Genomic DNA, 22,474 nt, shown 5'->3' with positions numbered 1-22,474 from the left:
GATCCATCCGTCCGAAACGTTTTGTCAGCCGCCGCTTTTAGCCGAGTTCTCGGCGTATTGCACCCCTGGCTCAGCCTTTCGCCAGTCGCTTTTTCCAGTAGCGAATCTGCTTCCTCACTTCCGACGGCGCGGTGCCGCCGAAACTGGTGCGGCTCTTGACCGAGTTCTGCACTGCCAGCACCGAGAAAATATCCGATGTGATGCCGGGGTTGATCGACTGCAGGTCCTCCAGCGAAAGCTTTTCCAGGCTCACCTTCTTCTCCTCGGCCAGCGCCACGGCGCGGCCGGTGACATGATGCGCCTCGCGGAAGGGCAGGCCGAGCGTGCGCACCAGCCAGTCGGCGAGGTCGGTCGCGGTCGCGTGGCCGGAACCGGCGGCCTTCTTCATCGCGGCCGCGTTGACCGTCATGTCCGAGACCATGCCGGTCATCGCCGCCAGCATCAGGTCGAGCGTCTCGGCGGCGTCGAAGACCGATTCCTTGTCTTCCTGCATGTCCTTGCCATAGGTCAAAGGCATGCCCTTCATCACCGTCAGCAGGCCGACCAGATGGCCGTTGACGCGGCCGGTCTTGCCGCGCACCAGTTCGGCGGCGTCCGGGTTCTTCTTCTGCGGCATGATCGAGGAGCCGGTGGAAAACGAGTCCGACAGCCTGATGAAGCCGAATTGCGGCGTCGACCAGATGATGATCTCTTCCGCCAGACGCGACAGATGCGTGCCGCAGATCGCCGCCATGGCGAGGAACTCCAGCGCGAAATCGCGGTCGGAAACGCTGTCCAGCGAATTGCGCATCGGCTCGCGGAAGCCGAGCGCCTTGGCGGTCTGGTGGCGGTCGATCGGGAAGCTGGTGCCGGCAAGCGCGGCCGCACCCAGCGGGCTCTCGTCCATGCGCTCGATCGCGTCGCGCACGCGCGACAGGTCGCGCGAAAACATCTCGACATAGGCCATGCAGTGGTGGCCGAAGGTCACCGGCTGCGCCGCCTGCATATGGGTAAAGCCCGGCATCACCGTTGCCGCGTGCTCCTCGGCCCGCTCCAGCAGTGCTGTGATGAGCCCCTTCAGCGCCTCGGCGACGCGGAAGCACTCGTCCTTGACCCAGAGCCGCAGATCGACCGCCACTTGATCGTTGCGCGAACGCGCGGTGTGCAGGCGGCCGGCCGCCGGGCCGATCAGGTCGGCGAGGCGGGCCTCGACATTCATGTGGATGTCTTCAAGCCTGGTCGAAAACTCGAAGCTGCCGGCCTCGATCTCTTTCAGGATCGTGTTCAGGCCGTGAGCGATTTTTTCTTGATCGGCCGCCGAAATAATGCCCGTTTGCGCCAGCATCTCGCTATGGGCGATCGAGCCGCGTATGTCCTGCGCGTAGAGTTTGCGGTCGAACGAGATCGACGCGTTGATCGCTTCCATGATCGCGGCCGGACCCGAGGCAAATCGTCCGCCCCACATCTGGTTGCTGGTCTTCTTGTCGCTCATCGCTATAAAACCCGTGCTTCGGAGCAGTTTTGAGAAAATGGCAGACGGAAACAGATTTTTCCCGGCCCCGCGCCTGATCCTCGCCGCCCTGGTGGCGGGAGCGCTGGCCGGCGCGGTCGCGGTATATGTCAGCGAGAGCCGGTCTGGCAACAATGCACCGGCCCAGGTGGCGGTCGGCGACAGCAAGGACGATGTCGCCTGCGCCGCCAAGAGCGACCGCGCCAAGAAGATCGCGGCCGCTGCCACCGGCGAGGTCGCTGCGCTTTTGCCCGCCGATCCGCCGCAGTCGATGAAGAGCCTTGCCTTTAATGGTCCGGACGGCAAGCCGATGACGATCGCCGACCATGCCGGCAAGACGGTGCTGCTCAACCTCTGGGCGACATGGTGCGCGCCGTGCCGTGCCGAAATGCCGGCGCTCGATGCGCTGCAGAAGGAGAAAGGCAGCGATACCTTTCAGGTCGTTGCCGTCAATGTCGACGCCGGCGACGATGTGAAGCCGAAGAAGTTTCTCAAGGACACAGGCGTCAAGGCGCTCGGCTACTACCGGGATTCGACGGTGGCGCTGTTCAACGACCTCAAGGCGCGCGGCCTGGCGCTCGGCCTTCCCGTCACCATGCTGATCGACGGCGAAGGCTGCCTGATCGCGCATATGAACGGCCCGGCCGAATGGTCGGGGCCTGACGCCAGGCGGCTGGTCGAGACGGCACTCGGTTCGTGAACCTCATGCCTGTATTCGGCAGCCTGTCGCCCAAAACCGAATTCGGTATTGGGCTGCTGACATCAGGCTGAGCGCACGCTTGGCTTGAGCAATACGAGGCTGCCATCCCGACGGTCGACGCGCGCCGGAGTGCGCTTGCCGTTGCCGGTCAGGTCGTCGAACGCCTCGATCGGCGCCGGCTTGCCGAGATAGTAGCCCTGGCCGATCTCACAAGCTTCCGCATCCAGGAACTTCAGCTCTCCAAGCGTCTCGACGCCTTCGGCAAGAACCGGCAGGCCAAGGCCGCGCCCCAGGCCCAGCACGGCGCGCACGATCGCGGCGACCTGGCCGTTGGTGTCGACCGCCTTGATGAAGGAGGAGTCGATCTTGATCTTGTCGAAGGGGAAGGCGCGCAGGTTGGAGAGCGAGGAATAGCCGGTTCCAAAATCGTCCATGGCCACCCGCACGCCAAGCGACTTGACCTGCCGCAGGGTTGCCAGCGCACGCGGCATGTCCTTCACCAGCGCGGTTTCGGTGATCTCGAGTTCCAGCCTTGTCGGGGCAAGACCTGTTCTTAGCAAGGTCTCGTGGACCTTGCGGCTGAAATTGGGATTGTGAAGCTGGACCGCGGAGACGTTGACGGCGACCGTCAGCGGATTTTCCCAGCGGGCGGCTTCCTCACAGGCGGCGTCGAGCACCCAGTCGCCGATCTGCCCGATGGCGCCGCTGTCTTCGGCCACCGGGATGAATATTGCCGGGGAGACGTCGCCGCGTTCGGGATGGCGCCAGCGGATCAGGGCTTCGAAGCCAACCATCTTGCCGCTGCTGATCTCCTTCTGCGGCTGGTAGACAAGGTAGAATTCGCCGCGCACGACGGCCTGGCGCAATTCGTGCTCCATAATGCGCTTGTCGCGGGCTTCGGCGCCCATCGACGTCTCGAAATAGCGATACGTGTCCCGGCCTTCGGTCTTGGCGCGGTAGAGCGCCGTGTCGGCGTGGCTGATCAGGCTGGTCTGGTCCTCGGCATCGAGCGGATAGACCGCGATGCCGATGCTGGCCGAGACCAGCCCGCCGCCAGCCGCGGCCCGGTTCTCCTCGCGCATGGCGGCGAGCAGCGCCCCCGCGATGCGGCCCGCTGCCTGCGGGTCGGGCAGGTTGGGGGCAATGATGGCGAATTCGTCGCCGCCGAGGCGCGCAAGCATCTGGCCGTGGCGCAGAACGCCGGCAGCGCAGGTCGCCACCTTCTGCAGCATCGCATCGCCGGCGCCATGCCCGTAAAGGTCGTTCACCTCCTTGAAACGGTCGAGGTCGAACAAAAGGAGCGCGAGATGCCGGGGTTTGGCGCCCTTGTCGGCATTGGCGTTCCGGTTCATCGATGCGATTTCCGCGTCGAGACGGCTGGAAAAGGAGCGGCGGTTGGCAAGTCCTGTCAGCGGGTCGAAATGGGCGAGGCGAAGGATCTCCTCTTCCGCCTTCTTGCGTTCGCGGATGTCGCGGACGGCGATGACGTTGTGGGGCTTGCCGCAATAGTCGATGCTTCGGGCGATCAGTTCGACGGGAATTCGCGTTCCGTCGCGGTTCCTCAACTCCGCCTCCCACGGCTGGCCTTCAACGCTCGCCGCTTCGCTTGCGGTGCGTTCGTCGAAGATCTCGCCCAGCTCCATGCCGTTCAACGTCGCGGCCAGCGTGCCGGTCAGCTTGCCCATGCTGTCATTGGCGCTGACGATGCGGTCGCGGTCACAGACAATCAGGCCCTCCACGGCGGCATTGGCCAGGCCGTGCATGCGGTCGACCTCGAGTTTTTGGCGACGGAAGCGCAAATCGATCCACAGCGCCGATGCCGACAGCACCAGGATCACCAGCGTGGCGGCGGCCGCCGCGAAAGCCTGTGAGGTCGGCTCGATCGTGTATTCGGATATAACGATCGAGGAATCGGGAAAGATGGAGACGGCCCCCATGGCGATGAAATGCAAGGTGCAGATCGCCAGCGTCAGCAGCACCGCGCCGACGGATGTTGCTGCCAAGGAGGGACGGCGCAGAACGACATGCAGCGCCAGCGCCGCAAGCGTTACGCCCGCCAGCAAGGAAACGGCGACAAGCAACAGGTTCCATTCGATCCGGCCCTGGACCTCGAATGCCGCCATGCCGATATAGTGCATGGCCGCGATACCGCCGCCCAGAACGGCGCCGCCGACGAGACGATACTCGAACTCGTCCCGCAAGGTGGCGATCCACATGCCGGCCGCCGTCAGCGCGACCGAGGCAGCGAGCGAGAGCACGGAGAGCCACGGATCATAGGCACTGGGTATGCCCGGCGTGAACGCAAGCATGGCGATGAAATGCGTTGCCCAGATGCCGAAGCCGGTGGAAGTGGCCGCGATCATCAGCCAGGCCAGCCGATTCCGGTCTGTAGAGCGGCTGATGTGGCGAAGCAGGCTGACAGCAGAGAAACAGGAAATCCCGCAGATCAGCGCGGCAAGTGCGACCAGTCTCAGATCGTGCTGGTTCACGATGCAATTGTAGACAGTCAACATCTTATTTCCCCAAGCCCATCGGAAATAAAAAACGAAATATGACTGAATAATGCTTGGCTGTTGAAGGATCGATGAAGTCGGCTGCAACCATAGCGTGCTTTCCCGGCGCAATATGGCTGCGGGGACGACAGGCTTTTTGGGGGCTGAAGCCGGCTATTTCAGGCGAATGGTCACCGCCAGGGCTTCATGATCCGAACTCGGACTGCCGTCCGGCAATATGGCGGCGATAACGGCAGGCGCGCTGGCCAGGAGGCCGCGGGTGAAGAACCAGTCGATGCGGCCGACCGGCGTCCCGGCCTCACGCCGCTGGGTGGGCAGGTCGAGGTTGTTGGCGGCCTGCCAATCAAAGCCGCTCCCGGCGAGGACCGCAAACAGCGGCTCGTGGCGTTCAACATCGATCAGCCGGCCCGGTTCGGCCGCGACCCGCGCCAGCCAGGCCGCCGGATCGCCATGGCGTTCCTCATGGCTTGCGGTCAGCGTGTTGAAATCGCCGCCAAGCAGCACCGGCGCTTCCGGATCATATTTGTCGATGGCGTCGAGAAGGTGGCGCGTCTGGATGGCCCTGCCGGCCGGATCGGTACGATTTTCCAGATGCACCGAGACGACCGTCACCCTGCGGTTGGCGATCTGCACCTGGCCACCGATCGCCATGCGCCCGCCGATGCGCGGCTGGCCGCGTTCCGGCCGGAACCAGCCGCCGGCGGCGTCGAGGCGCACCAGGAAAGGACGGAGCAGCGGGACGGCACTGGTCACGGCATTGCCGTGAAAGCCTTCCGCATTGGCCGCCTCGCCGGTCACCGAACGCTCGGCCTCGTTGCCGCCGCCGAGTTCGACGAACTCGACGCCATAGGCAAAGGCATGGCCGAGCCGGTCGGCCAGGGTGCGCAGCGGATGGCCATTGCCGGAGCGCGCCATGCCCTGGTCGACTTCGGACAACAGCACGATGTCGGGAGCCTGCGCGGCCAGCGTTGCCGCGATGGCGTCGACATGACGGAGCCGCTCGACGTTCCAGGTCACCACCTTCAGGCTCTCGCCAGCGCTCCCGCGCGATGCCATGCCGCCGATTTCGATCTGGCCGAGAGCCGGAATGGCGGCGGCATGGCGCAAATGGGTGGCGCTGTCGCGCGGGCCCTCGCGCATCGCCTGTCTGTCGGCGATGGACACATGCGTCAGCTGTTGCACCAGCATTTTGTCATTCCTTTAGCCGGATAATCATAGCGGCCGATCGTGGTCCTTACGTCCCAGACCGTCGCCCTAGCTACCTAGGACGCCGGTGTGACGTTTTGATGCCGGCCAGGCCGCCGAGGGAGAGGAGCGAGCAGCTGTGCAAAGGCCGGAGGCCCACAACAGAACTGTCACATACCTTCTCTAAGAGAGCGGGCAAGGACTTGCGCAAGACCCTTGTCACCAGCCACTCAAGAGGGAAAACCATGACCATGATCAAGCGGGGCTTTGCTGCCCTTGCCGCTGGCGCGCTCAGCACCGCGCTGGCGATGCCTGCCTTTGCAGAGCCGGTAAAATTCGATTTCTGGTTCGGCCTTTCGGGCGATCTCGCCCGCGTCGTCGACACGCTGTGCAAGAACTTCAACGCCTCGCAGACCGACTATGAAGTCGTCTGCACCAGCCAGGGCAATTACGACGCCACGCTGCAGAACACGATCGCCGCCTTCCGCGCCGGCAAGCAGCCTGCCGTCGTCCAGGTCTATGATGTCGGCACCGCCACCATGATGCTGTCGGGCGCCTACAAGCCCGCCGACAAGCTGATGGAAGAAAACGGCTACAAGATCGACTACGCCGACTATTTCCCCGGTATCGCGCGCTACTACGCGACGTCGAAGGGCGAAATGCTGTCCTTCCCGTTCAATTCCTCGACCGCGCTGCTGTACTGGAACAAGGACGCCTTCGCCAAGATCGGCAAAACCGAAGCGCCGAAGACCTGGGAAGATGTCGGCGCCGACCTCAAGGCGATGAAGGATGCCGGCTATGAATGCCCGATGGCCATCAACATCTCGGCCAATGAGAGCTGGCAGCTGATGGAGCAGTTCTCGGCCATCCACAATCAGCCGATCGCCACCAAGAACAACGGCTATGACGGCCTCGACGCGCGCCTGGAAGTCAACAAGACCAAGTTCGTCCAGTACGTCACCGATCTCAAGAAATGGTATGATGCCGGCCTGATCAAGATCAAATCCAAGGACCTTGGCCAGGATATGGTCCAGGCCTTCGCCTCGGGCACCTGCCAGGTCATCATGACCTCGGTCGGCGACCACGGCACCGTCGGCAAGACGCATAAGGAAGGCATGAATTGGGATGTTGCCGAACTGCCGGTCTATGCCGGCACCGAGCGCAAGAATTCGCTCGTCGGCGGCGCTTCGCTTTGGGTTCTCTCCGGCAAGTCGGATGCGGAATACAAGGGCGCCGCGGCGTTCCTCAACTTCATCCACGATCCCAAGACCGCATTGTTCTGGTCGACCAACACCGGCTACATCCCGGTGACCAAGTCGGGCTTCGACTACATGAAGTCCAACGGCTTCTACGACAAGGCGCCCTACAAGGGACGTGAAACCGCCATCGCCAGCCTGACCGCTTCCGAGCCGACCGAAATCACCCGCGGTGTGCGCCTGGGCAACTTCACCCAGATCCGCGCCGAGTTCGGCACGCAGATGCAGGCGATCTTCGCCAACAAGGTCAGCGTCCAGGAAGGCCTCGACACGCTGGTCAAGAATGGCGACGCCATCCTCGACCGCTTCCAGCAGACCTATCCGGGCAAGACCCTGCCCTGATCGCTTGAATTTTCAGGCTGCCCGTCGACTCATGCTTCGAGTCGACGGGCAGTTGTTTCGTGTATTTAATGCAAACGTGACTGGCCGTTCAGCGGCATCGGCGGACCGATGGAAAAACGCGTCACCTTCAGCAGTTGGACAATCGGCATCCTTTTCGCGGTGCCGCAGCTCCTCCTGATCTTCACGTTCTTCTACTGGCCGGCCGGCCAGGCCGTGTACTGGTCGCTGACGCTGCAGCAGCCCTGGGGCGGCGGCAACATCTGGGTCGGGCTCGACAATTTCCGCTCGATCCTGGCCAACGCCGACTACTGGAATTCGATTACCGCCAGTCTTGTCTTTGCCGGCATCAGTACCGGGCTTGCGATGTTCATCGCGCTGGTGCTCGCCGCCCTGACCGATCGGCAGCTCGCCGGCTCGCGTCTCTATCGCGTGGTGCTGATCTGGCCCTACGGCATCGCCGCACCGGCGCTGGCGCTGGCGTTCCGCTTCATCCTGGCGCCGGAGGCGGGGTTCCTTTCCGCCATCAACCGGATGTGGCCGGGGATCTGGGATCCGGGTCTCGATGGCGCGGATGCCATGGCGTCGATTATCGTCGCCTTCTCCTGGAAATATGTCGGCTACAACTTCATCTTCTTCCTGGCCGCATTCCAGGCCATCCCGCGTTCGCTGATCGAGGCGGCGGCGATGGACGGTTCCGGCGTCATCAGGCGTTTCTGGGACATCCAGTTTCCGCTGATCACGCCGACGATCTTCTTCCTTTTGGTCATCAACATCACCGAAAGCTTCCAGGATTCCTTCGGCATCGTCGACATCATGACATCAGGCGGCCCGGCGAACGCGACCAATCTGATGGTCTACAAGATCTATTCCGACGGCTTCAAAGGTTTGGATTATTCGGGTGCCGCCGCGCAGAGCATCATCCTGATGCTGCTCATCATCGTGCTCACCATCTTCCAGTTCCGCTTCATCGAGCGGCGCGTGCATTACGGGTGAGGATGACATGGTAGAGCGTACCCCATTCCTCAATTTCTTCACGCATCTGATCCTGTTCGTCGGTTTTGTCTTCTGCGTCGCGCCGTTCGTGGTCGTCGCCATCGCCGCGTCGCACAATTTGAGGGATGTCAACGATGTGCCGATGTCGCTGCTGCCGGGCAGCGACTTCTGGGTCAACATCAAGACTGCGTGGGTGACGGCCGGTCTCGGCCCCAAGCTGCTCAACAGCTTCATCGTCGCCGGCGGCGTGGCGGCGGGCAAAGTGATCATTTCGGCGCTCACCGCCTTCTCGATCGTCTATTTCCGCTTTCCCGGCCGGATGTTCATCTTCTGGCTGATCTTCGTCACCCTGATGCTGCCGCTGGAAGTGCGCATCGTGCCGACCTACGCGGTCGTCGCCAATGTGCTGTCGCCCTATCAGGCCATTCTCGACGTGACAGGCTTGAGCTGGCTGATCGAGAAGCTGTCGGGCGTGCAGGTCTCGCTCAGCCTCGGGCTGCTCAATTCCTACCCCGGCCTGATACTGCCATTGGTCGCCACTGCCACCGGCACGTTCCTATACCGGCAGTTCTTCCTCACCGTGCCGGATGAACTGACCGAGGCCGCACGCATGGACGGTGCAGGGCCACTGCGTTTCTTCATCGATGTGCTTTTGCCGCTCTCACGCAACAACATGGCGGCGCTCGGCACCATCATGTTCCTGTGGGCCTGGAACCAGTATCTGTGGCCGCTGCTCATCACCACCGACCAGTCGCATGCGATGGCGGTCACCGAGCTCAAACAGCTGATCCCCAATGTCGGCGGCACTCCCGAATGGCACATTGCCATGGCCGGCACGCTGATCGTCATGCTGCCGCCACTGCTTGTCGTGGTGCTCATGCAACGCTGGATCGTGCGTGGCCTGATCGCCACCGAGAAATAACAGGAGACAAAAAATGGCCTCCATCACCATTCGCGGCGTCAAGAAGAATTACGCCAAGACGCAGGTCGTGCACGGCGTCGACCTCGACTTCGCCTCGGGCGAATTCGTCGTCATCCTGGGACCGTCGGGCTGCGGCAAGTCCACGCTGCTGCGCATGATCGCCGGGCTTGAGGACATTTCCGGCGGCACGATCGCCATCGACGGCACGGTAGTCAACAAGCTGGAACCACGCGAGCGCGGCTGCGCCATGGTGTTCCAGAACTACGCGCTTTACCCGCATATGAGCGTGGCACAGAACATCGGCTATTCGCTCAAGGTCGCCGGCGTTCCCTCGGCCGAGCGCACCCAGCGCATCCAGGCGGTCGCGCGTACGCTTGAGCTCGAACACCTGCTCGACCGCAAGCCGATGGCGCTTTCCGGCGGGCAAAGACAGCGCGTCGCCATGGGCCGCGCCATGATCCGCGAGCCGAAGGTGTTCCTGTTCGACGAGCCGCTGTCCAACCTCGATGCCAAACTGCGCGTGCAGATGCGCTCGGAAATCCGCAAGCTGCACCGCCGGCTGAACGCCACGTCCGTCTTCGTCACCCACGACCAGGTCGAGGCGATGACGCTCGCCGACCGGCTGGTGGTGATGAATGGCGGCCGGGTCGAGCAGGTTGGCACACCAGGTGAGATCTATACCCGGCCTGCCAGCCGCTTCGTCGCCACCTTCGTCGGCGCGCCGGCCATGAACATTCTCGAAGGCACGGTCGAACTCGACGGGCTGTCGCTGCTCGGCGGCAGCCGGCGCCTGGCCATGACACGCGCCGGCCTGCCGGTCGGCACCAAGGTCGCGATGGGCATCCGGCCGGAAGCCGTCCGCCTGGTGGCGCCGAACACGGCGGGCGCGCTCAATGCGACTGTCGACCTGGTCGAGGAACTGGGCGCGGGCCGGGTCATCTATGTCGATCTCGACGGCGCACCGTTTTCGGTGATGACGTCGGAGGCCATCCACGCCGAGCCCGGCAGCCCGGTCGGCCTGAAGTTTTCGCCGCAGGACATGCATTTCTTCTCGTCGGAAACGGGAAGCCGCCTCGATGTCTTCAAGGCGTCCGTACCCGAGCCGGCGCTCTGATTCTCAAGCCTCGCTGAGCAGTGGCCGATCTACTCGGCCGAATCCGGAAAACGCATCATCGCGTGATCTCGCCACTGCATGCCGGGCGCAGCGCCGTCGGACCTTCAAGCGAACACATGCGCCTTTCCGGACACGGTGAGCCGCACGATCTCGCCGACCGCCGGCGCATCCATGCCGGATTTGCGCAGGATCAGCGGCGTGTTGCCGATCGCGGCCGCGTCCGGCGGATCGGCATTGTTCAGGAGCCGCACCGCGACCGTGCATGTCGCGCCGGCGAATTCCGATTCCGTCACCTCGCCGAACAGCATGTCGGGGGTGCCCGACATGCCCTCGCGCGATGTCCGTTTCAGCCCGATCTGCTCCGGCCGCAGCATGATGCGGGCGATATCGCGGCTGTCATTGGTGTCGACGGCGATGCGGCCGAGCGGCGAACTGGCGAAGCCGCCAGAGATGCTCGCCGGCAGGATGATGGCATCACCGAGGAACTCGGCGATCATCCTGTCCTTCGGCTTGAGGTAGAGATCGCGCGGCGTGCCGACCTGCGAGAATATGCCGTCGCGCATCACCGCCACCTGGGCAGCGAAGGACAGCGCCTCGGCCTGGTCATGCGTCACCAGGATGGTGGTGATGCCGGCCGCCTCCAGAAGTTCGGCCACGGCCTTGCGCATCGAGGCGCGCAGGCCGGTATCCAAGGCCGAGAACGGCTCGTCGAGCAGCATCAGCCTCGGTTTCATCGCCATCGCCCGGGCGAGCGCCACGCGCTGCTGCTGGCCGCCGGAGAGTTCGTGCGGGCGGCGCTTGAGGATCGCCTTGTCCAGCCCGACGATATAGGCGAGTTCGACGATACGCTCGGTGCGCTTGTCCTCGCCGCGGCCCAGGCCGAAACCGATATTGTCCGCGATGGTCAGATGCGGGAACAGGGCGCCGTCCTGCGCCACCACACCGATGCCGCGGCGATGTGCCGGGACAGCGGCGCCGCCATTGGCCAGCACCTCGCCGTCGAGCACGATGCGGCCCTGGTCAGGTGCCTCGAAGCCGGCGATCAGCCGCAATAAGGTCGTCTTGCCGCAGCCGGAGGGGCCGACAATTGCGGTCCGGCTGCCGCTGGCGACATTGAGGTCGACGCCGGCAAGGGCTGCGACCGGGCCGTAATGCTTGTGCAGGCCGCTGATTTCGAGAAAGCTCATCGTCCAGCCATCCGTTTCGACTGGATATAGAGCAGCCAGGTCAGCGGCAGCGACATCGCCACCATGATGAAGGCGTAAGGCGCCGCCGAGGCGTAGTCGATCTCGCCGCTGTACGACCAGAACGCCATCGCCAGCGTGCGGGTGCCGTTCGGCGCCAGCATCTGGGTCGCGGTCAGTTCGTTCATGATGCCGAGCGCCACCAGCGCCATGCCGGCCGCGGCGCCCGGCGCCGACAGGCGGATGGTCGTCGACCACAGCGCGTTGAGCGGACGCCGGCCAAGGCTGGACGCGGCGCGCTCAAGTTCGACCGGGGCCTGGGCGATCGAGGCGCGCAGGCTGACCAGGGCTCGCGGCAGGAACATGAGTGCATAGGCGACCAGGATGGTGAACAGCGTCTGATAGAGCGGCAGGGCAATGCGCACGGTGATGGTGACCAGCGCCAGCGCGATGACGACACCCGGTAGCGAGCCGACGATGTAGTTGCAACCCTCCAGCAGGCGCTGCAACGGTCCCGGCGCGCGGATCGAGATCCACGCCATCGGCATGGCGGCGACAGTGGCGAGCAGTGCTCCGGCGAGCGCCAGGAACAGCGTTTGGCCGAGCGCAAGGCCGATCTCGTCGAGACGCCAGACCTCGGCGCCGCCGGCGACGAGCCAGCGGCCGATGGTCGCGAATGGCACGCCAAGCGCCAGCAGCGTGGTGACGACAAGCAAGGCCAGGCTCGGAACGGTGGCGCGGCCGAGGTTTGTGCGTTGCTGGTAGCGCGCCGCGCCGGAGCCGACACGGGCATAACGCTCCTCGCCGCGCACCAGCACTTCGAGGCCCAGAAGGACGAAGCAGCAGGTCACCAGCACGCCGGCCAACATGTTGGCTGCCGGTCCGTTGAAGGTCGACTGGAACTGGTCGACGATCGCGGTGGTAAAGGTGTCGAAGCGGATGAAGACGTAGAGGCCGTATTCGGCGAGCAGATGCAGTCCGACCAGCAGCGAGCCGCCGCAGATGGCGAGCCTGAGCTGCGGCACCACGACACGCCAGAACACGCGCCAAGGCCCAAGGCCAAGGGCGGCGGCCGCGTCCTCCAGGGCCGGATCGAGACGGCGCAGCGCCGCCGATATGGGCAGATAGAGGAAGGGGAAATAGGCGATCACGGACACCAGCACGCCGGTCCACAGTCCGTGCAGCCCCGGCACCATGGTGATCCAGGCATAGGAGTGGACGAAGGCGGGAATGGCGAGCGGCGCCACGCACAGCCAGGCCCACAGCCTGGCGCCGGGCAGGTCGCTGCGCTCGGTCAGCCAGGCCAGTGCGACCGACAGCACGATGGCGATCGGCACGGCCAGCAGCTCCAGCAAGGTGGTGTTGACCAGCAGTTCGCCGACGCGCGGCCGGAAGACCAGTGCGGAGACAGTCTCCCAACCGGTCTGCACCGCGATCCAGATGATGAAGGCGAGCGGCACAAGGGCGAGCAGCGAGACGAGAACAGCGGCAGTGACAAGCCAGGGCGCCGCGCGCCGCTGCGGCCTTCTGCGCATCTTCGGCGGCAGGCCCGAGCGCGTGAGATCGACGGCGGACTGCATCAGGTCAGACGCCGTGCCGCTGCCGTCCAGCGGCAGCAATTGAAGAACCGCGATCGCGGTCAGGAACGCAGCGTGTCGTCATCGACGAATGCCATCTCGAAAACAAAACGCTCCCGCGGAAGTCCCGCGGGAGCACGGTCTGACGTCCTTATCAGGACGAACAGCAACTAAAGCAAGCCGGCTGCCGTCATCAGGTCGGTGACCTTCTTGGAGTTCAGCGTCGTGGGGTCGACCTTCGGTGCCTGCAGATCGACCAGCGGCACCAGCTTCGGGTTGGACCCGGCACCCTTGCCGACGGCGTATTCGAAGGAGTTTCCGTTCTTCAGCACGTCCTGGCCGCCCTTGCCGGTCACCCACTTCAGGAAGGCCTGGGCCTCCTTCGGATGCTTGCTCGAGGCGAGCACGCCGCCACCCGAGACCGAGACGAATGCGCCCGGATCCTGGTTCTTGAAATAGTGCAGCGCAACGTGCTTGCTGTTCTCGCCGGTCTTGGCCTGATCGCCAAAGTAGTAATAGTGGTAGATCACCCCGCCTTCGATCTCGCCGGCGTTGACCGCCTTCATCACGGTACTGTTGCCCTTGTAGGCGGTGAAGTTTGTCTTCATGGCCTTCAGCCAGTCCGCCGTGGCGGCCTCACCCTTGAGCTGCAGCAACGCGCTGACGATGGCCTGGAAATCGGCGCCCGAGGGCGAGGCCGCCCAACGGCCCTTCCAGCTCGGATCGGCGAGGTCGAGCAGCGACTTGGGCAACTGGTCGGCCTTGAGCTTGGTCGTGTTGTAGACAAAGACGGTGCTGCGCGCGGCCACGCCCACCCATTTGCCGCTGACGGCCTGGTAGTCCTGCGGTACCTGGGCCAGCGTGTCTGCATCGACCGGCGCGAACAGGCCGGCATTCTCGACCAGCACCATGGCTGGCGAGTTTTCGGTCAGGAACACGTCGGCGGGCGAGGCGGCTCCTTCGGCGACGATCTGGTTGGAGAAGTCGCTGTCGCCGCCATTGCGCAGCGTGACCTTGATGCCGGTTTCCTTGGTGAAGCCTTCGGCCCATTCCTTGGCCAAGCTTTCGTGCTGGGCGTTGTAGACGATGATGCCGGCGTCCTCGGCCATCGCCGGACCGGCAGCCAGGCTGATTGCAAGTGCGGCGGCACCAGCAAGGGCGGAAAGGGTGAATTTCATGGCGTCATCCTCGATATCGTTGGTCTTTGCACGTTGCACCTATCGATACCTGACAGGCATAGTCAACATTGTTGGTCTGCTTCAATCGGTCGCTGAGGCGCAAAGGTCAACGCAAAGCGGACAATTCCATGTGATGGCGGTCTGAACCGACGGTTTCTCGCGAAACGGGATCGCAAGGCCTGTAAGGTGACCCGATATGCGGCGGCGCCTTCAGGAACCCGCAAACTTTCGTGACTTGCCCGTAGTTTGGCTTGGACATTATTTCGACGGCCACGTAACAAATCAGTGCCGAGACACGAAAATCGGGGGAGTGAACTCTTGTGAGCGGCAAGGACGAGGCCGAGCTTTCCCGGCTGTTGCGGGCCGCGATCGCGGGAGATGAAAGGGCCTACGCCGACTTTCTGCACCGGATTGCCGCGCTGGTGCGCGGTTTTGTCCGGCGCAAGATCGTGCAGAGCGGGGTCGATCCCGAGGATGTCGTGCAGGAAACCTTGCTGGCCATTCATGTGAAACGGCATACTTGGCGCCAGGACGCGCCGGTGCTGCCGTGGATCTATGCCATTGCCCGCTTCAAGCTGATCGATGCGTTCCGGCGGCGTGGACGACGCATCGAAATCGATGTCGACGATATCGCCGAGACCTTCGCCGAGCCGGAGACCGAAACCGTCAGCGAGCGCGACATCAACCGGGCCCTGGACGGGTTGCCGCCGGCGCAGCGCTCGGTGGTGTCGGCCGTATCGGTGGAAGGCCGCTCGATCGGCGAAACGGCAGCGAAGTTCGGCATCAGCGAGACGGCGGTGCGTGTGTCGCTGCATCGTGGGCTTGCCGCCATAGCCAAGCGATTCGGGCAGGGCCGATTTGGGCGGGAATGACATGAGGACCGAGGATCTCATCAAGGCGCTCGACGCCGATGCAAGCAGCAAGGCGATGCCATTGCGCTCGGCCTGGTGGCTGGCTGCCGGCGCGGCCATTGTCATCGCGGCAGTCGTTTTCCTGCTGACGATCGGCCCGCGCCCGGACTTCATGGTGGCCGCGCACACGATGCGCTTCCTCTCCAAGTTCGTTTTCACCATCGTGCTGGCCGTCAGCGCCTTCGCCCTGATCCGCGCTTTGTCAACGCCGGGGGCCTCGACACGTTGGGCGATGGCAGGGATGCTGGCCGCGCCCGTGCTGGTGGCCGTGGCGGTGGTGCTGGAACTCTTCATGGTGCCGGAGGCGTTGTGGGGCACGCGCATGGTCGGTTCCAACATGATGATCTGCATGGGCTTCATCCCGCTGATCGGCATCGGCCCGCTGGCCGTCTTCCTGTGGATGCTGCGCTATGGCGCGCCGACGCGGCCGGTGCTTGCCGGCGCGGTCGCGGGCCTGCTCGCCGGCGGGCTGGCGGCGACCTTCTATGCCGCGCATTGTTTCGACGATTCGCCGCTTTTCGTCGCCACCTGGTACACGATCGCGATCGCAGCGCTTGCCTTGCTTGGTGCGCTGGGCGGGCGGTTGTTCGTGCGCTGGTAGCAGGATACCGGCGGCTACACCCGCGAATACCGATCCTTAATCATGCCGGCAATTGTTTGCCGGTTGTCCATGTCACCAGTACCCCAGACGCAACCTTTCCTTAAAATCGATCCTTCAAGGTTTTAACGGGAAAAAGCGATTGCCCACGGGGGTGGCACGGATCGTGAGATTACCAGGACCCATCAGGCTCCACAAACATGCAGCGCCGGCGTTGCTTGTGGCTGGCCTCGCTGTTGCGGTGGCCTCGGTCATGCTGTCGCGGCTGGACCTTGGCGCCGAGGCACTCAGGCTCTGTCTTCAGATATCGGTCGCCATTGCGGGCGGCGCGCTTTTCCTCGCCGGGCTGTTTGTCGTTCGCATCTCCGCCGACCGGCGGCAGATCGCGCAAAGCGAGCAGCGCTTTCGCCGGGCCATGCAGGATTCGGCTATCGGCATCGCCATTGTCGGGCTGAACGGGCGTATACTCGAAACCAATCCGGCCTTCGCCTCGATGCTTGGCTACAGCAGCGAAGAGATCGAGGCGCTGACCTTTTTCCAGATCACCCATCCTGACGACCAGCATATCGGGCGGGAAACCATGGAGGGCATCAAAGCGGGCACGGTCAACGCCTTCCAGTTCGAAAAGCGTTACCTCAAGAAGGACGGCACAGCTGTCTGGGCGCATCTCGCCGGCTCCGTCATTCGCGACGAGAAAAACGGGCGCCCGCTCTATCTCGTCTCACAGATCGAGGACATCGACGCGCGCAAGCTGGCCGAGGCGCGCATTGCCGAAGCCGAAACGCGCTGGAATTTCGCGCTGGCCGGCGCCGGCCAGGGCGTCTGGGATCTTGACGTGCGCAAGGGCGGCACGACTTACTCGTCGACCTGGGTTAAGATGCTGGGTTATGCGGATGGCGAACTCGACGGCGATCCGGACCGCTGGCTGACCATGATCCATCCCGACGACCGCGAGACTGTCGCCGATGCGGATCGCGAGCATCTTGCCGGCAAGACGGAGTTTTTCGAGGCCGAGTTCAGGATGCGCCACAAGGATGGCCGCTGGGTCTGGATCCTCGACCGCGGCAAGGCCATCGAGCGCGACGGTGACGGGCGCCTGATCAGGGCCATCGGCAGCCTGACCGACATCACCCGGCGCAAGGAGGCCGAAGAGCGCCTGACCCTGTCGGCGGCAATGCTGGCCGACGAGAAGGAGCGGCTGAGGGTGACGCTGCAGTCGATCGGTGATGCCGTCATCTGCACCGATGCGGCCAACCGCGTCACCTTCATGAACCCGGTTGCCGAGAAGCTGACCGGCGTTTCCGGCGAGGCGGCGCTCGGCAAGACGCTCGGCCATGTCTATTGGGCGGTTGACGAGGAGACAGGTCACAGGATCGGGGTGACGCGGCCGGCGATCGGCGCGGAGGCGCCCTCCGACCAGAACAGCCGCGCCGTGCTGATCCGCCGCGACGACACACGCTGCAGCATCCGCCAGGTCGTGTCGCCGATCATGAATGAGCGCCACGAATTCTGCGGGCTGGTCATCGTCTTCCAGGACTTCACCGACGCGCGCGCCCTGCAGCGCCAGCTTGCCCACGCCGCGGCGCATGATGCGCTGACCGGCCTTGCCAATCGCTCGAGCTTCATCCGCACCATGGAGGGATTGGTCGATCAGGCGCGCAAGGACGGCACGACGGCCGGGAGCGGCCATCAGTTCATGTTCATCGACCTCGACCATTTCAAACTGGTCAATGACACCGGTGGTCACGCCGCCGGCGACGCCTTGCTGAAGCGGGTCGCCGAGGCCGTGCGCGAAGTGCTTGGGCCCGAGGACATTGTCGCGCGGCTGGGTGGCGACGAATTCGCTGTCATCCTGAAATCGGGTTCGACCGCCGGTGCCAGGATCGCGGCGCGCTCCATCATCGATGCGATAGCCGGGCTGAACTTCACCTGGGACGGCCGGCCGCATGCGATCGGCGCCAGCATCGGCCTGGCGGCAATCTGCGCCAATTGCGGTGAAGTCGACGAGATCATCGCAAAGGCCGACGCCGCCTGCTATGCGGCCAAGGCCGCCGGCCGTGGGTGCGTTTCGGTGGCGCCGGATGACAGGATCACCGACGACAGGTCAGAACCGCCCGCGCCGCTTGCCGCAGCGTCGTGAACCGACGCGTCAGCGCGTCGGAACGGGGTGCTCGCCGCGATAGTCGTAGAAGCCGCGTCCGGTCTTGCGGCCGAGCCAGCCGGCTTCGACATACTTCACCAGCAACGGGCAGGGGCGGTATTTCGAATCCGACAGCCCGTCATGCAGCACCTGCATGATCGACAGGCAGGTGTCGAGGCCGATGAAGTCGGCCAGCTGCAGCGGTCCCATCGGATGGTTGGCGCCAAGCCGCATGGCGGTGTCGATGGCATCGACCGAGCCGACACCCTCATAGAGCGTGTAGATCGCTTCGTTGATCATCGGCAGCAGGATGCGGTTGACGATGAAGGCCGGGAAATCCTCCGAGACCGTGATCGTCTTGTCGAGCTGCTTCACATAGGTCTTCGCCGCTTCGAAGGTCTGGTCCTCGGTGGCGATGCCACGCACCAGCTCGACCAGCTTCATCAGCGGCACCGGGTTCATGAAATGTATGCCGATGAAGCGCTCCGGCCGGTCGGTCTGCGCGGCAAGCCGCGTGATCGAGATCGACGAGGTGTTGGTCGCCAATATGGCTTCGGGGTTGAGCTGCGGACAGAGCTGGGCGTAGATCTTGCGCTTGACCGTCTCGTCCTCGGTTGCCGCCTCGATCACCAGATCGGCGCCGGCAAGATCGGCCATAGCCGGTGCCGAGGCAATGCGCGCCATCGCCTGGTTGCGCAGCTTCTCGTCGAGCTTGCCGGAGCCCACCTGGCGGGCCATGTTGCCGCTGATGGTGGCGATGCCCTTCTCGATGCGGTCGGGCGATATGTCGTAGATCAGCACCTTGTAGCCCGAAAGCGCGGAGACATGGGCGATACCCCCGCCCATCTGGCCTGCGCCGATGATGCCGATCGTCTCGATCTTGCTCATTACACCGATCCCGTCCAAAGGCTTTTGCAGCCTGCTTTTTGTGCGGTGCAAACTAAAAGGGCGGGGCGACTTCGTCTACCCCACCCCCAGCATTTAATACGCTTTGCCAGAGAGCGTCAAAGCGCCTTCTGCAACTCCGGCAGAATGACGAAGAGATCGCCGACGAGGCCGTAGTCGGCAACCTGGAAGATCGGCGCCTCTTCGTCCTTGTTGATGGCGACGATAACCTTGGAATCCTTCATGCCGGCAAGGTGCTGAATGGCGCCGGAGATGCCGACCGCGATGTAGAGATCGGGAGCGACGACCTTGCCGGTCTGGCCGACCTGCCAGTCGTTCGGCGCATAGCCGGCATCGACCGCGGCGCGGGACGCGCCAACGGCGGCACCGAGCTTGTCGGCGACGGGCAGAATGACCTCCTGGAATTTTTCCGAGGAGCCGAGAGCACGGCCGCCCGAAATGATGATCTTGGCCGAGGTCAGTTCCGGACGGTCAGTGTCCGAAAGCTTGTTCTCGACGAAGGTGGAGAGGCCGGGATTGGCCGCCGCCTTGACGGTCTCGACAGCGGCCGAGCCGCCCTCGGGCGCTGCCTGGAAAGAGGCGGTGCGCACCGTGATGACCTTCTTGGCGTCGGTCGACTGCACGGTCTGGATGGCGTTGCCGGCATAGATCGGCCGCTTGAACGTGTCCGGCGAAACCACTTCGATGATCTCGGACACCTGCGCGACATCGAGCAGGGCCGCCACGCGCGGTGCGACGTTCTTGCCCGACGAGGTCGCCGGGGCGATGATGGTGTCGTAGCCGCCGGCGAGCGACACGACCAGTGCGGCCGTCGGTTCGGCGAGGCGCTCGGCGAGTTCGTCGGCTTCGGCCAGCAGCACCTTGCTGACGCCCTTGAGCTTGGCGCGGCGTCGGCCGCACCCTTGGCGCCCTTGCCGGCCACCAGCACATGCACGTCCGAGCCTATCTGCAGGGCCGCCGAGAGCGCCTTGGCGGTCTGGTCGGAAAGGGTGGCGTTGTCGTGTTCTGCGATGAGGAGAATGGTCATTTTATCTGTTCCTTCCGATCTCAGAGCACGCCGGCTTCGTTCTTGAGCTTGTCGACCAGTTCGGCGACGCTCTTGACCTTGACGCCTGCCTTGCGGCCGCTTGGCTCTTCGGTCTTGATGACCTTGAGGCGCGGCTTGACGTCGGCGCCGTAGTCCGCCGGGGTCTTTTCGTCGAGCTGCTTCTTCTTGGCCTTCATGATGTTGGGCAGGGAGGCATAGCGCGGCTGGTTGAGGCGAAGATCGGCGGTGATGATCGCCGGCATCTTCAGCTCAACCGTCTGCAGGCCGCCGTCGACTTCGCGGGTTACCTTGGCCTTGTCGCCGTCGAGCACCACCTTGGAGGCAAACGTGCCTTGCGCCCAGCCGAGCAGGGCCGCCAGCATCTGGCCGGTCTGGTTCGAGTCGTCGTCGATCGCCTGCTTGCCGAGGATGACGAGGCCGGGCTGTTCGGCGTCGACGACACCCTTCAGTACCTTGGCGACGCCGAGCGGCTCGGTCTGCTCGTCGGTCTTGACCAGGATGGCGCGGTCGGCGCCCATGGCGAGCGCGGTGCGCAAGGTTTCCTGCGCCTGCTGCGGGCCGATCGAGACGACGATGATTTCTTCGGCCTTGCCGGCTTCCTTCAGCCGGATCGCCTCTTCCACCGCGATCTCGTCGAACGGGTTCATCGCCATCTTGACGTTGGCGAGTTCCACCGCCGAACCGTCGGCCTTCACGCGAACCTTGACGTTCGCATCCACAACCCGCTTCACGGGCACAAGGATCTTCATTTGCCTGTCACCTCTTCACGCTAGTTGGGCGCGCTATAACAGCTTGCGCCCCTTCTGAGTTGTCGAAAGCCGACATTCCTGACTGAATTCCGGCCAGACGGAATTCTGGCCGGATGGAAATTCTGGTCTTTGCCCGTCTTGGACTGCTCCTTAACAGCCTTGGGGCTCAGACGGAGACGTTTCCGTAGTTTGGCCAACCCCCGCCGTCAATACGCTGAAAGCGGCTCAAATCGGTTCAGTTTGGGCTAGAAGGGTTTCCTCGGCCCCAGCGCGTCGTGGTCGCCGGCGGTTCACGCGCCGCGGGTTCGGCAGCAACCGGCGGCTGGTCGGGAGCGGGAGCCTCGGTATCCTCGTCCGCGCCGGCAAAAAGCGGCACGCCGCGGCTGCGCAGGACCAGCACCAGCACGGCGCCGGCGATGATGCCGCCGATGTGGCACGCCCAGGAAATCTGGTCCTCGCCACCGGCGGCGAACATGAAGACCTGGAACAGCACCCACAGGATGAGCGGGATGAAGGCTGGAATACGCAAGGGGATGCGGGCAAAGGCCAGCACCCAGACCTTTACCCGGGGATAGAGGATCAAATAGGCAACGACCACGCCGGCGATGGCACCGGAGGCGCCGATCAGCGGCGCCTGCGAATTCCACGCGACGAGGCCCTGGAAGGCGGCGCCGGCGATGGCGCACAGGAGATAGAAGATCAGGTAGCGGATGTGGCCGAGCGCGTCCTCGACATTGTCGCCGAACACCCACAGGAACAGCATGTTGCCGCCAAGGTGGAAGATATCGGCGTGCAGGAAGGAATAGGTGAGGTAGCTCAGGCTTTCCGGGATGATGACAAAGCGAGGGTCGAGTTCGGCCGTGTCGTGAACGACGGACGGAATGAAACCAAGGCCAAGCACCGCCGCATTGGTGAAGTTCTCGCCGCCGAGTGCCGTGGCGCAATAGACCAGCGCGTTGGCCACGATCAGGCCGATCGTCACATATTGCAGCCGGATATGACGCAGCCTGTTGGTGTCGTAAAGCGGGATGAACATGCGTGCCTGGCCCCCTCCCGCTTTATGGTCCGTTCAGCGGTTCTTGCCGGGAACCCATAGCACGTCGGCATTTCCATTGTCATTGACCGCCCGGGCGGCGACAAACAGGAAATCCGAGACGCGGTTGATGTATTTCAGCCCGTCGCGGTTGACGTGCTCGCCCGGGTCTTGCGCCAGCGCCACCATCAGCCGTTCGGCCCGCCGCGCCACGGTGCGGGCGAGATGAAGCGCCGCCGCAGCCGGCGTGCCGCCGTTGAGCACGAAGGATTTGAGCGGCTGCAGATCCTTGTTGAGAAGATCGATGTCCTTTTCGACGCGGTCGGTCTGCGTCGCCACGATGCGCAGCGGCTCGTAGCCAAGCGGCTTGCCGTCGTCGGGTACGGCAAGGTCGGCGCCGAGGTCGAAGAGATCATTCTGGATACGCGACAGCATGGCATCGATCGCCGGGTGGCTAGCTACTGTGTGAACCCGCGCGATGCCGATGCAGGCATTGGCTTCGTCGACCGTGCCGTAGGCCTCCACCCGCAGATCGGATTTCAGCCGCCGCTCACCGGTGCCGAGACCCGTCGTGCCGTCATCGCCGGTGCGGGTGTAGATCTTGTTGAGCTTGACCACGTCGTCTCCCCCGCTGCC

At 64.0% G+C, this 22,474-nt stretch carries 18 protein-coding genes and 1 pseudogene; 8 read left to right on the top strand and 11 right to left on the bottom strand.

Translation table 11 applies throughout. The features are described 5' to 3' along the window. Positions 1-70 precede the first annotated feature (70 nt). A complete protein-coding gene (gene argH, locus HB778_RS10060) occupies positions 71-1,471 on the bottom strand; it encodes an argininosuccinate lyase (protein ID WP_183463489.1) in 1,401 nt (466 codons plus the stop codon). A gap of 37 nt (positions 1,472-1,508) precedes the next feature. Between argH and tlpA the strand changes: the two genes are divergently transcribed. Beyond that, the gene (tlpA, locus tag HB778_RS10055) at positions 1,509-2,189 is read left to right on the top strand and encodes a thiol:disulfide interchange protein TlpA (RefSeq protein ID WP_183463487.1); all 681 of its coding nucleotides are present in this window, start codon (positions 1,509-1,511) and stop codon (positions 2,187-2,189) included. A 62-nt stretch (positions 2,190-2,251) separates the two neighbouring features. On the opposite strand, the gene HB778_RS10050 is transcribed toward tlpA, so the two are convergent. Next, complete coding sequence (locus HB778_RS10050; protein WP_183463485.1) at positions 2,252-4,702, bottom strand: sensor domain-containing diguanylate cyclase; 2,451 nt, start codon at positions 4,700-4,702, stop codon at positions 2,252-2,254. Positions 4,703-4,855: 153 nt separating this feature from the next. Next, entirely contained in the window at positions 4,856-5,890 is a 1,035-nt protein-coding gene (locus HB778_RS10045; RefSeq protein WP_183463483.1) for an endonuclease/exonuclease/phosphatase family protein, read from the bottom strand. A gap of 242 nt (positions 5,891-6,132) precedes the next feature. On the opposite strand from HB778_RS10045, the gene HB778_RS10040 reads away from it, so the two are divergent. The 4 genes from HB778_RS10040 to HB778_RS10025 all read left to right on the top strand — a co-directional run bounded on the left by HB778_RS10040 (position 6,133) and on the right by HB778_RS10025 (position 10,514). Continuing rightward, positions 6,133-7,485, top strand: coding sequence for an extracellular solute-binding protein (locus HB778_RS10040; RefSeq protein WP_183463480.1), 1,353 nt, complete (start codon positions 6,133-6,135; stop codon positions 7,483-7,485). Positions 7,486-7,593: 108 nt separating this feature from the next. Continuing rightward, on the top strand, positions 7,594-8,478 hold the full coding sequence (locus HB778_RS10035) for a carbohydrate ABC transporter permease (protein WP_183463478.1): 885 nt from the start codon (positions 7,594-7,596) through the stop codon (positions 8,476-8,478). A 7-nt stretch (positions 8,479-8,485) separates the two neighbouring features. Continuing rightward, positions 8,486-9,400 carry an ABC transporter permease subunit gene (locus HB778_RS10030; RefSeq protein ID WP_183463476.1) on the top strand — a complete coding sequence of 305 codons (915 nt, stop codon included), beginning with the start codon at positions 8,486-8,488 and terminating at the stop codon, positions 9,398-9,400. Between the two features lie 13 nt (positions 9,401-9,413). Continuing rightward, the gene (locus HB778_RS10025; RefSeq protein ID WP_183463473.1) at positions 9,414-10,514 is read left to right on the top strand and encodes a sn-glycerol-3-phosphate import ATP-binding protein UgpC; all 1,101 of its coding nucleotides are present in this window, start codon (positions 9,414-9,416) and stop codon (positions 10,512-10,514) included. 104 nt (positions 10,515-10,618) lie between these two features. Here HB778_RS10025 and HB778_RS10020 read toward each other — a convergent pair whose 3' ends face one another. The 3 genes from HB778_RS10020 to HB778_RS10010 form a co-directional block, all read right to left on the bottom strand. Then, positions 10,619-11,701 carry an ABC transporter ATP-binding protein gene (locus HB778_RS10020; protein WP_183463471.1) on the bottom strand — a complete coding sequence of 361 codons (1,083 nt, stop codon included), beginning with the start codon at positions 11,699-11,701 and terminating at the stop codon, positions 10,619-10,621. Beyond that, complete coding sequence (locus tag HB778_RS10015; RefSeq protein ID WP_183465051.1) at positions 11,698-13,278, bottom strand: ABC transporter permease; 1,581 nt, start codon at positions 13,276-13,278, stop codon at positions 11,698-11,700. The genes HB778_RS10020 and HB778_RS10015 overlap by 4 nt, the downstream gene beginning before the upstream one ends. Before the next feature lie 167 nt (positions 13,279-13,445). Further along, the gene (locus HB778_RS10010; RefSeq protein ID WP_183463469.1) at positions 13,446-14,453 is read right to left on the bottom strand and encodes an iron ABC transporter substrate-binding protein; all 1,008 of its coding nucleotides are present in this window, start codon (positions 14,451-14,453) and stop codon (positions 13,446-13,448) included. 320 nt (positions 14,454-14,773) lie between these two features. Between HB778_RS10010 and HB778_RS10005 the strand changes: the two genes are divergently transcribed. From HB778_RS10005 to HB778_RS09995, 3 genes are all read left to right on the top strand, one after another. After that, on the top strand, positions 14,774-15,325 hold the full coding sequence (locus tag HB778_RS10005) for a sigma-70 family RNA polymerase sigma factor (protein ID WP_183463467.1): 552 nt from the start codon (positions 14,774-14,776) through the stop codon (positions 15,323-15,325). A 1-nt stretch (position 15,326) separates the two neighbouring features. Continuing rightward, positions 15,327-15,965: an NrsF family protein gene (locus tag HB778_RS10000; protein WP_183463465.1), complete on the top strand. Its 639-nt coding sequence runs from the start codon at positions 15,327-15,329 to the stop codon at positions 15,963-15,965. Between the two features lie 217 nt (positions 15,966-16,182). After that, complete coding sequence (locus HB778_RS09995; protein WP_244661884.1) at positions 16,183-18,102, top strand: PAS domain S-box protein; 1,920 nt, start codon at positions 16,183-16,185, stop codon at positions 18,100-18,102. Positions 18,103-18,111: 9 nt separating this feature from the next. On the opposite strand, the gene HB778_RS09990 is transcribed toward HB778_RS09995, so the two are convergent. From HB778_RS09990 to HB778_RS09970, 5 genes and pseudogenes are all read right to left on the bottom strand, one after another. Next, positions 18,112-18,990, bottom strand: coding sequence for a 3-hydroxybutyryl-CoA dehydrogenase (locus HB778_RS09990; RefSeq protein WP_013892834.1), 879 nt, complete (start codon positions 18,988-18,990; stop codon positions 18,112-18,114). Positions 18,991-19,106: 116 nt separating this feature from the next. Beyond that, a pseudogene (locus HB778_RS09985) lies at positions 19,107-20,035 on the bottom strand (electron transfer flavoprotein subunit alpha/FixB family protein). A 20-nt stretch (positions 20,036-20,055) separates the two neighbouring features. Next, positions 20,056-20,805, bottom strand: a complete 750-nt coding sequence (locus HB778_RS09980) for an electron transfer flavoprotein subunit beta/FixA family protein (protein ID WP_183459547.1) — start codon at positions 20,803-20,805, stop codon at positions 20,056-20,058. Between the two features lie 235 nt (positions 20,806-21,040). After that, on the bottom strand, positions 21,041-21,841 hold the full coding sequence (locus HB778_RS09975) for a rhomboid family intramembrane serine protease (protein ID WP_183463462.1): 801 nt from the start codon (positions 21,839-21,841) through the stop codon (positions 21,041-21,043). A gap of 33 nt (positions 21,842-21,874) precedes the next feature. Continuing rightward, positions 21,875-22,456: a cob(I)yrinic acid a,c-diamide adenosyltransferase gene (locus HB778_RS09970; protein WP_183463459.1), complete on the bottom strand. Its 582-nt coding sequence runs from the start codon at positions 22,454-22,456 to the stop codon at positions 21,875-21,877. Positions 22,457-22,474 lie beyond the last annotated feature (18 nt).

Origin of the sequence: Mesorhizobium huakuii (assembly GCF_014189455.1) — a bacterium.
GTDB classification, from domain to species: domain Bacteria; phylum Pseudomonadota; class Alphaproteobacteria; order Rhizobiales; family Rhizobiaceae; genus Mesorhizobium; species Mesorhizobium huakuii_A.
This window is presented reverse-complemented; position numbering and strand designations above follow the sequence as displayed.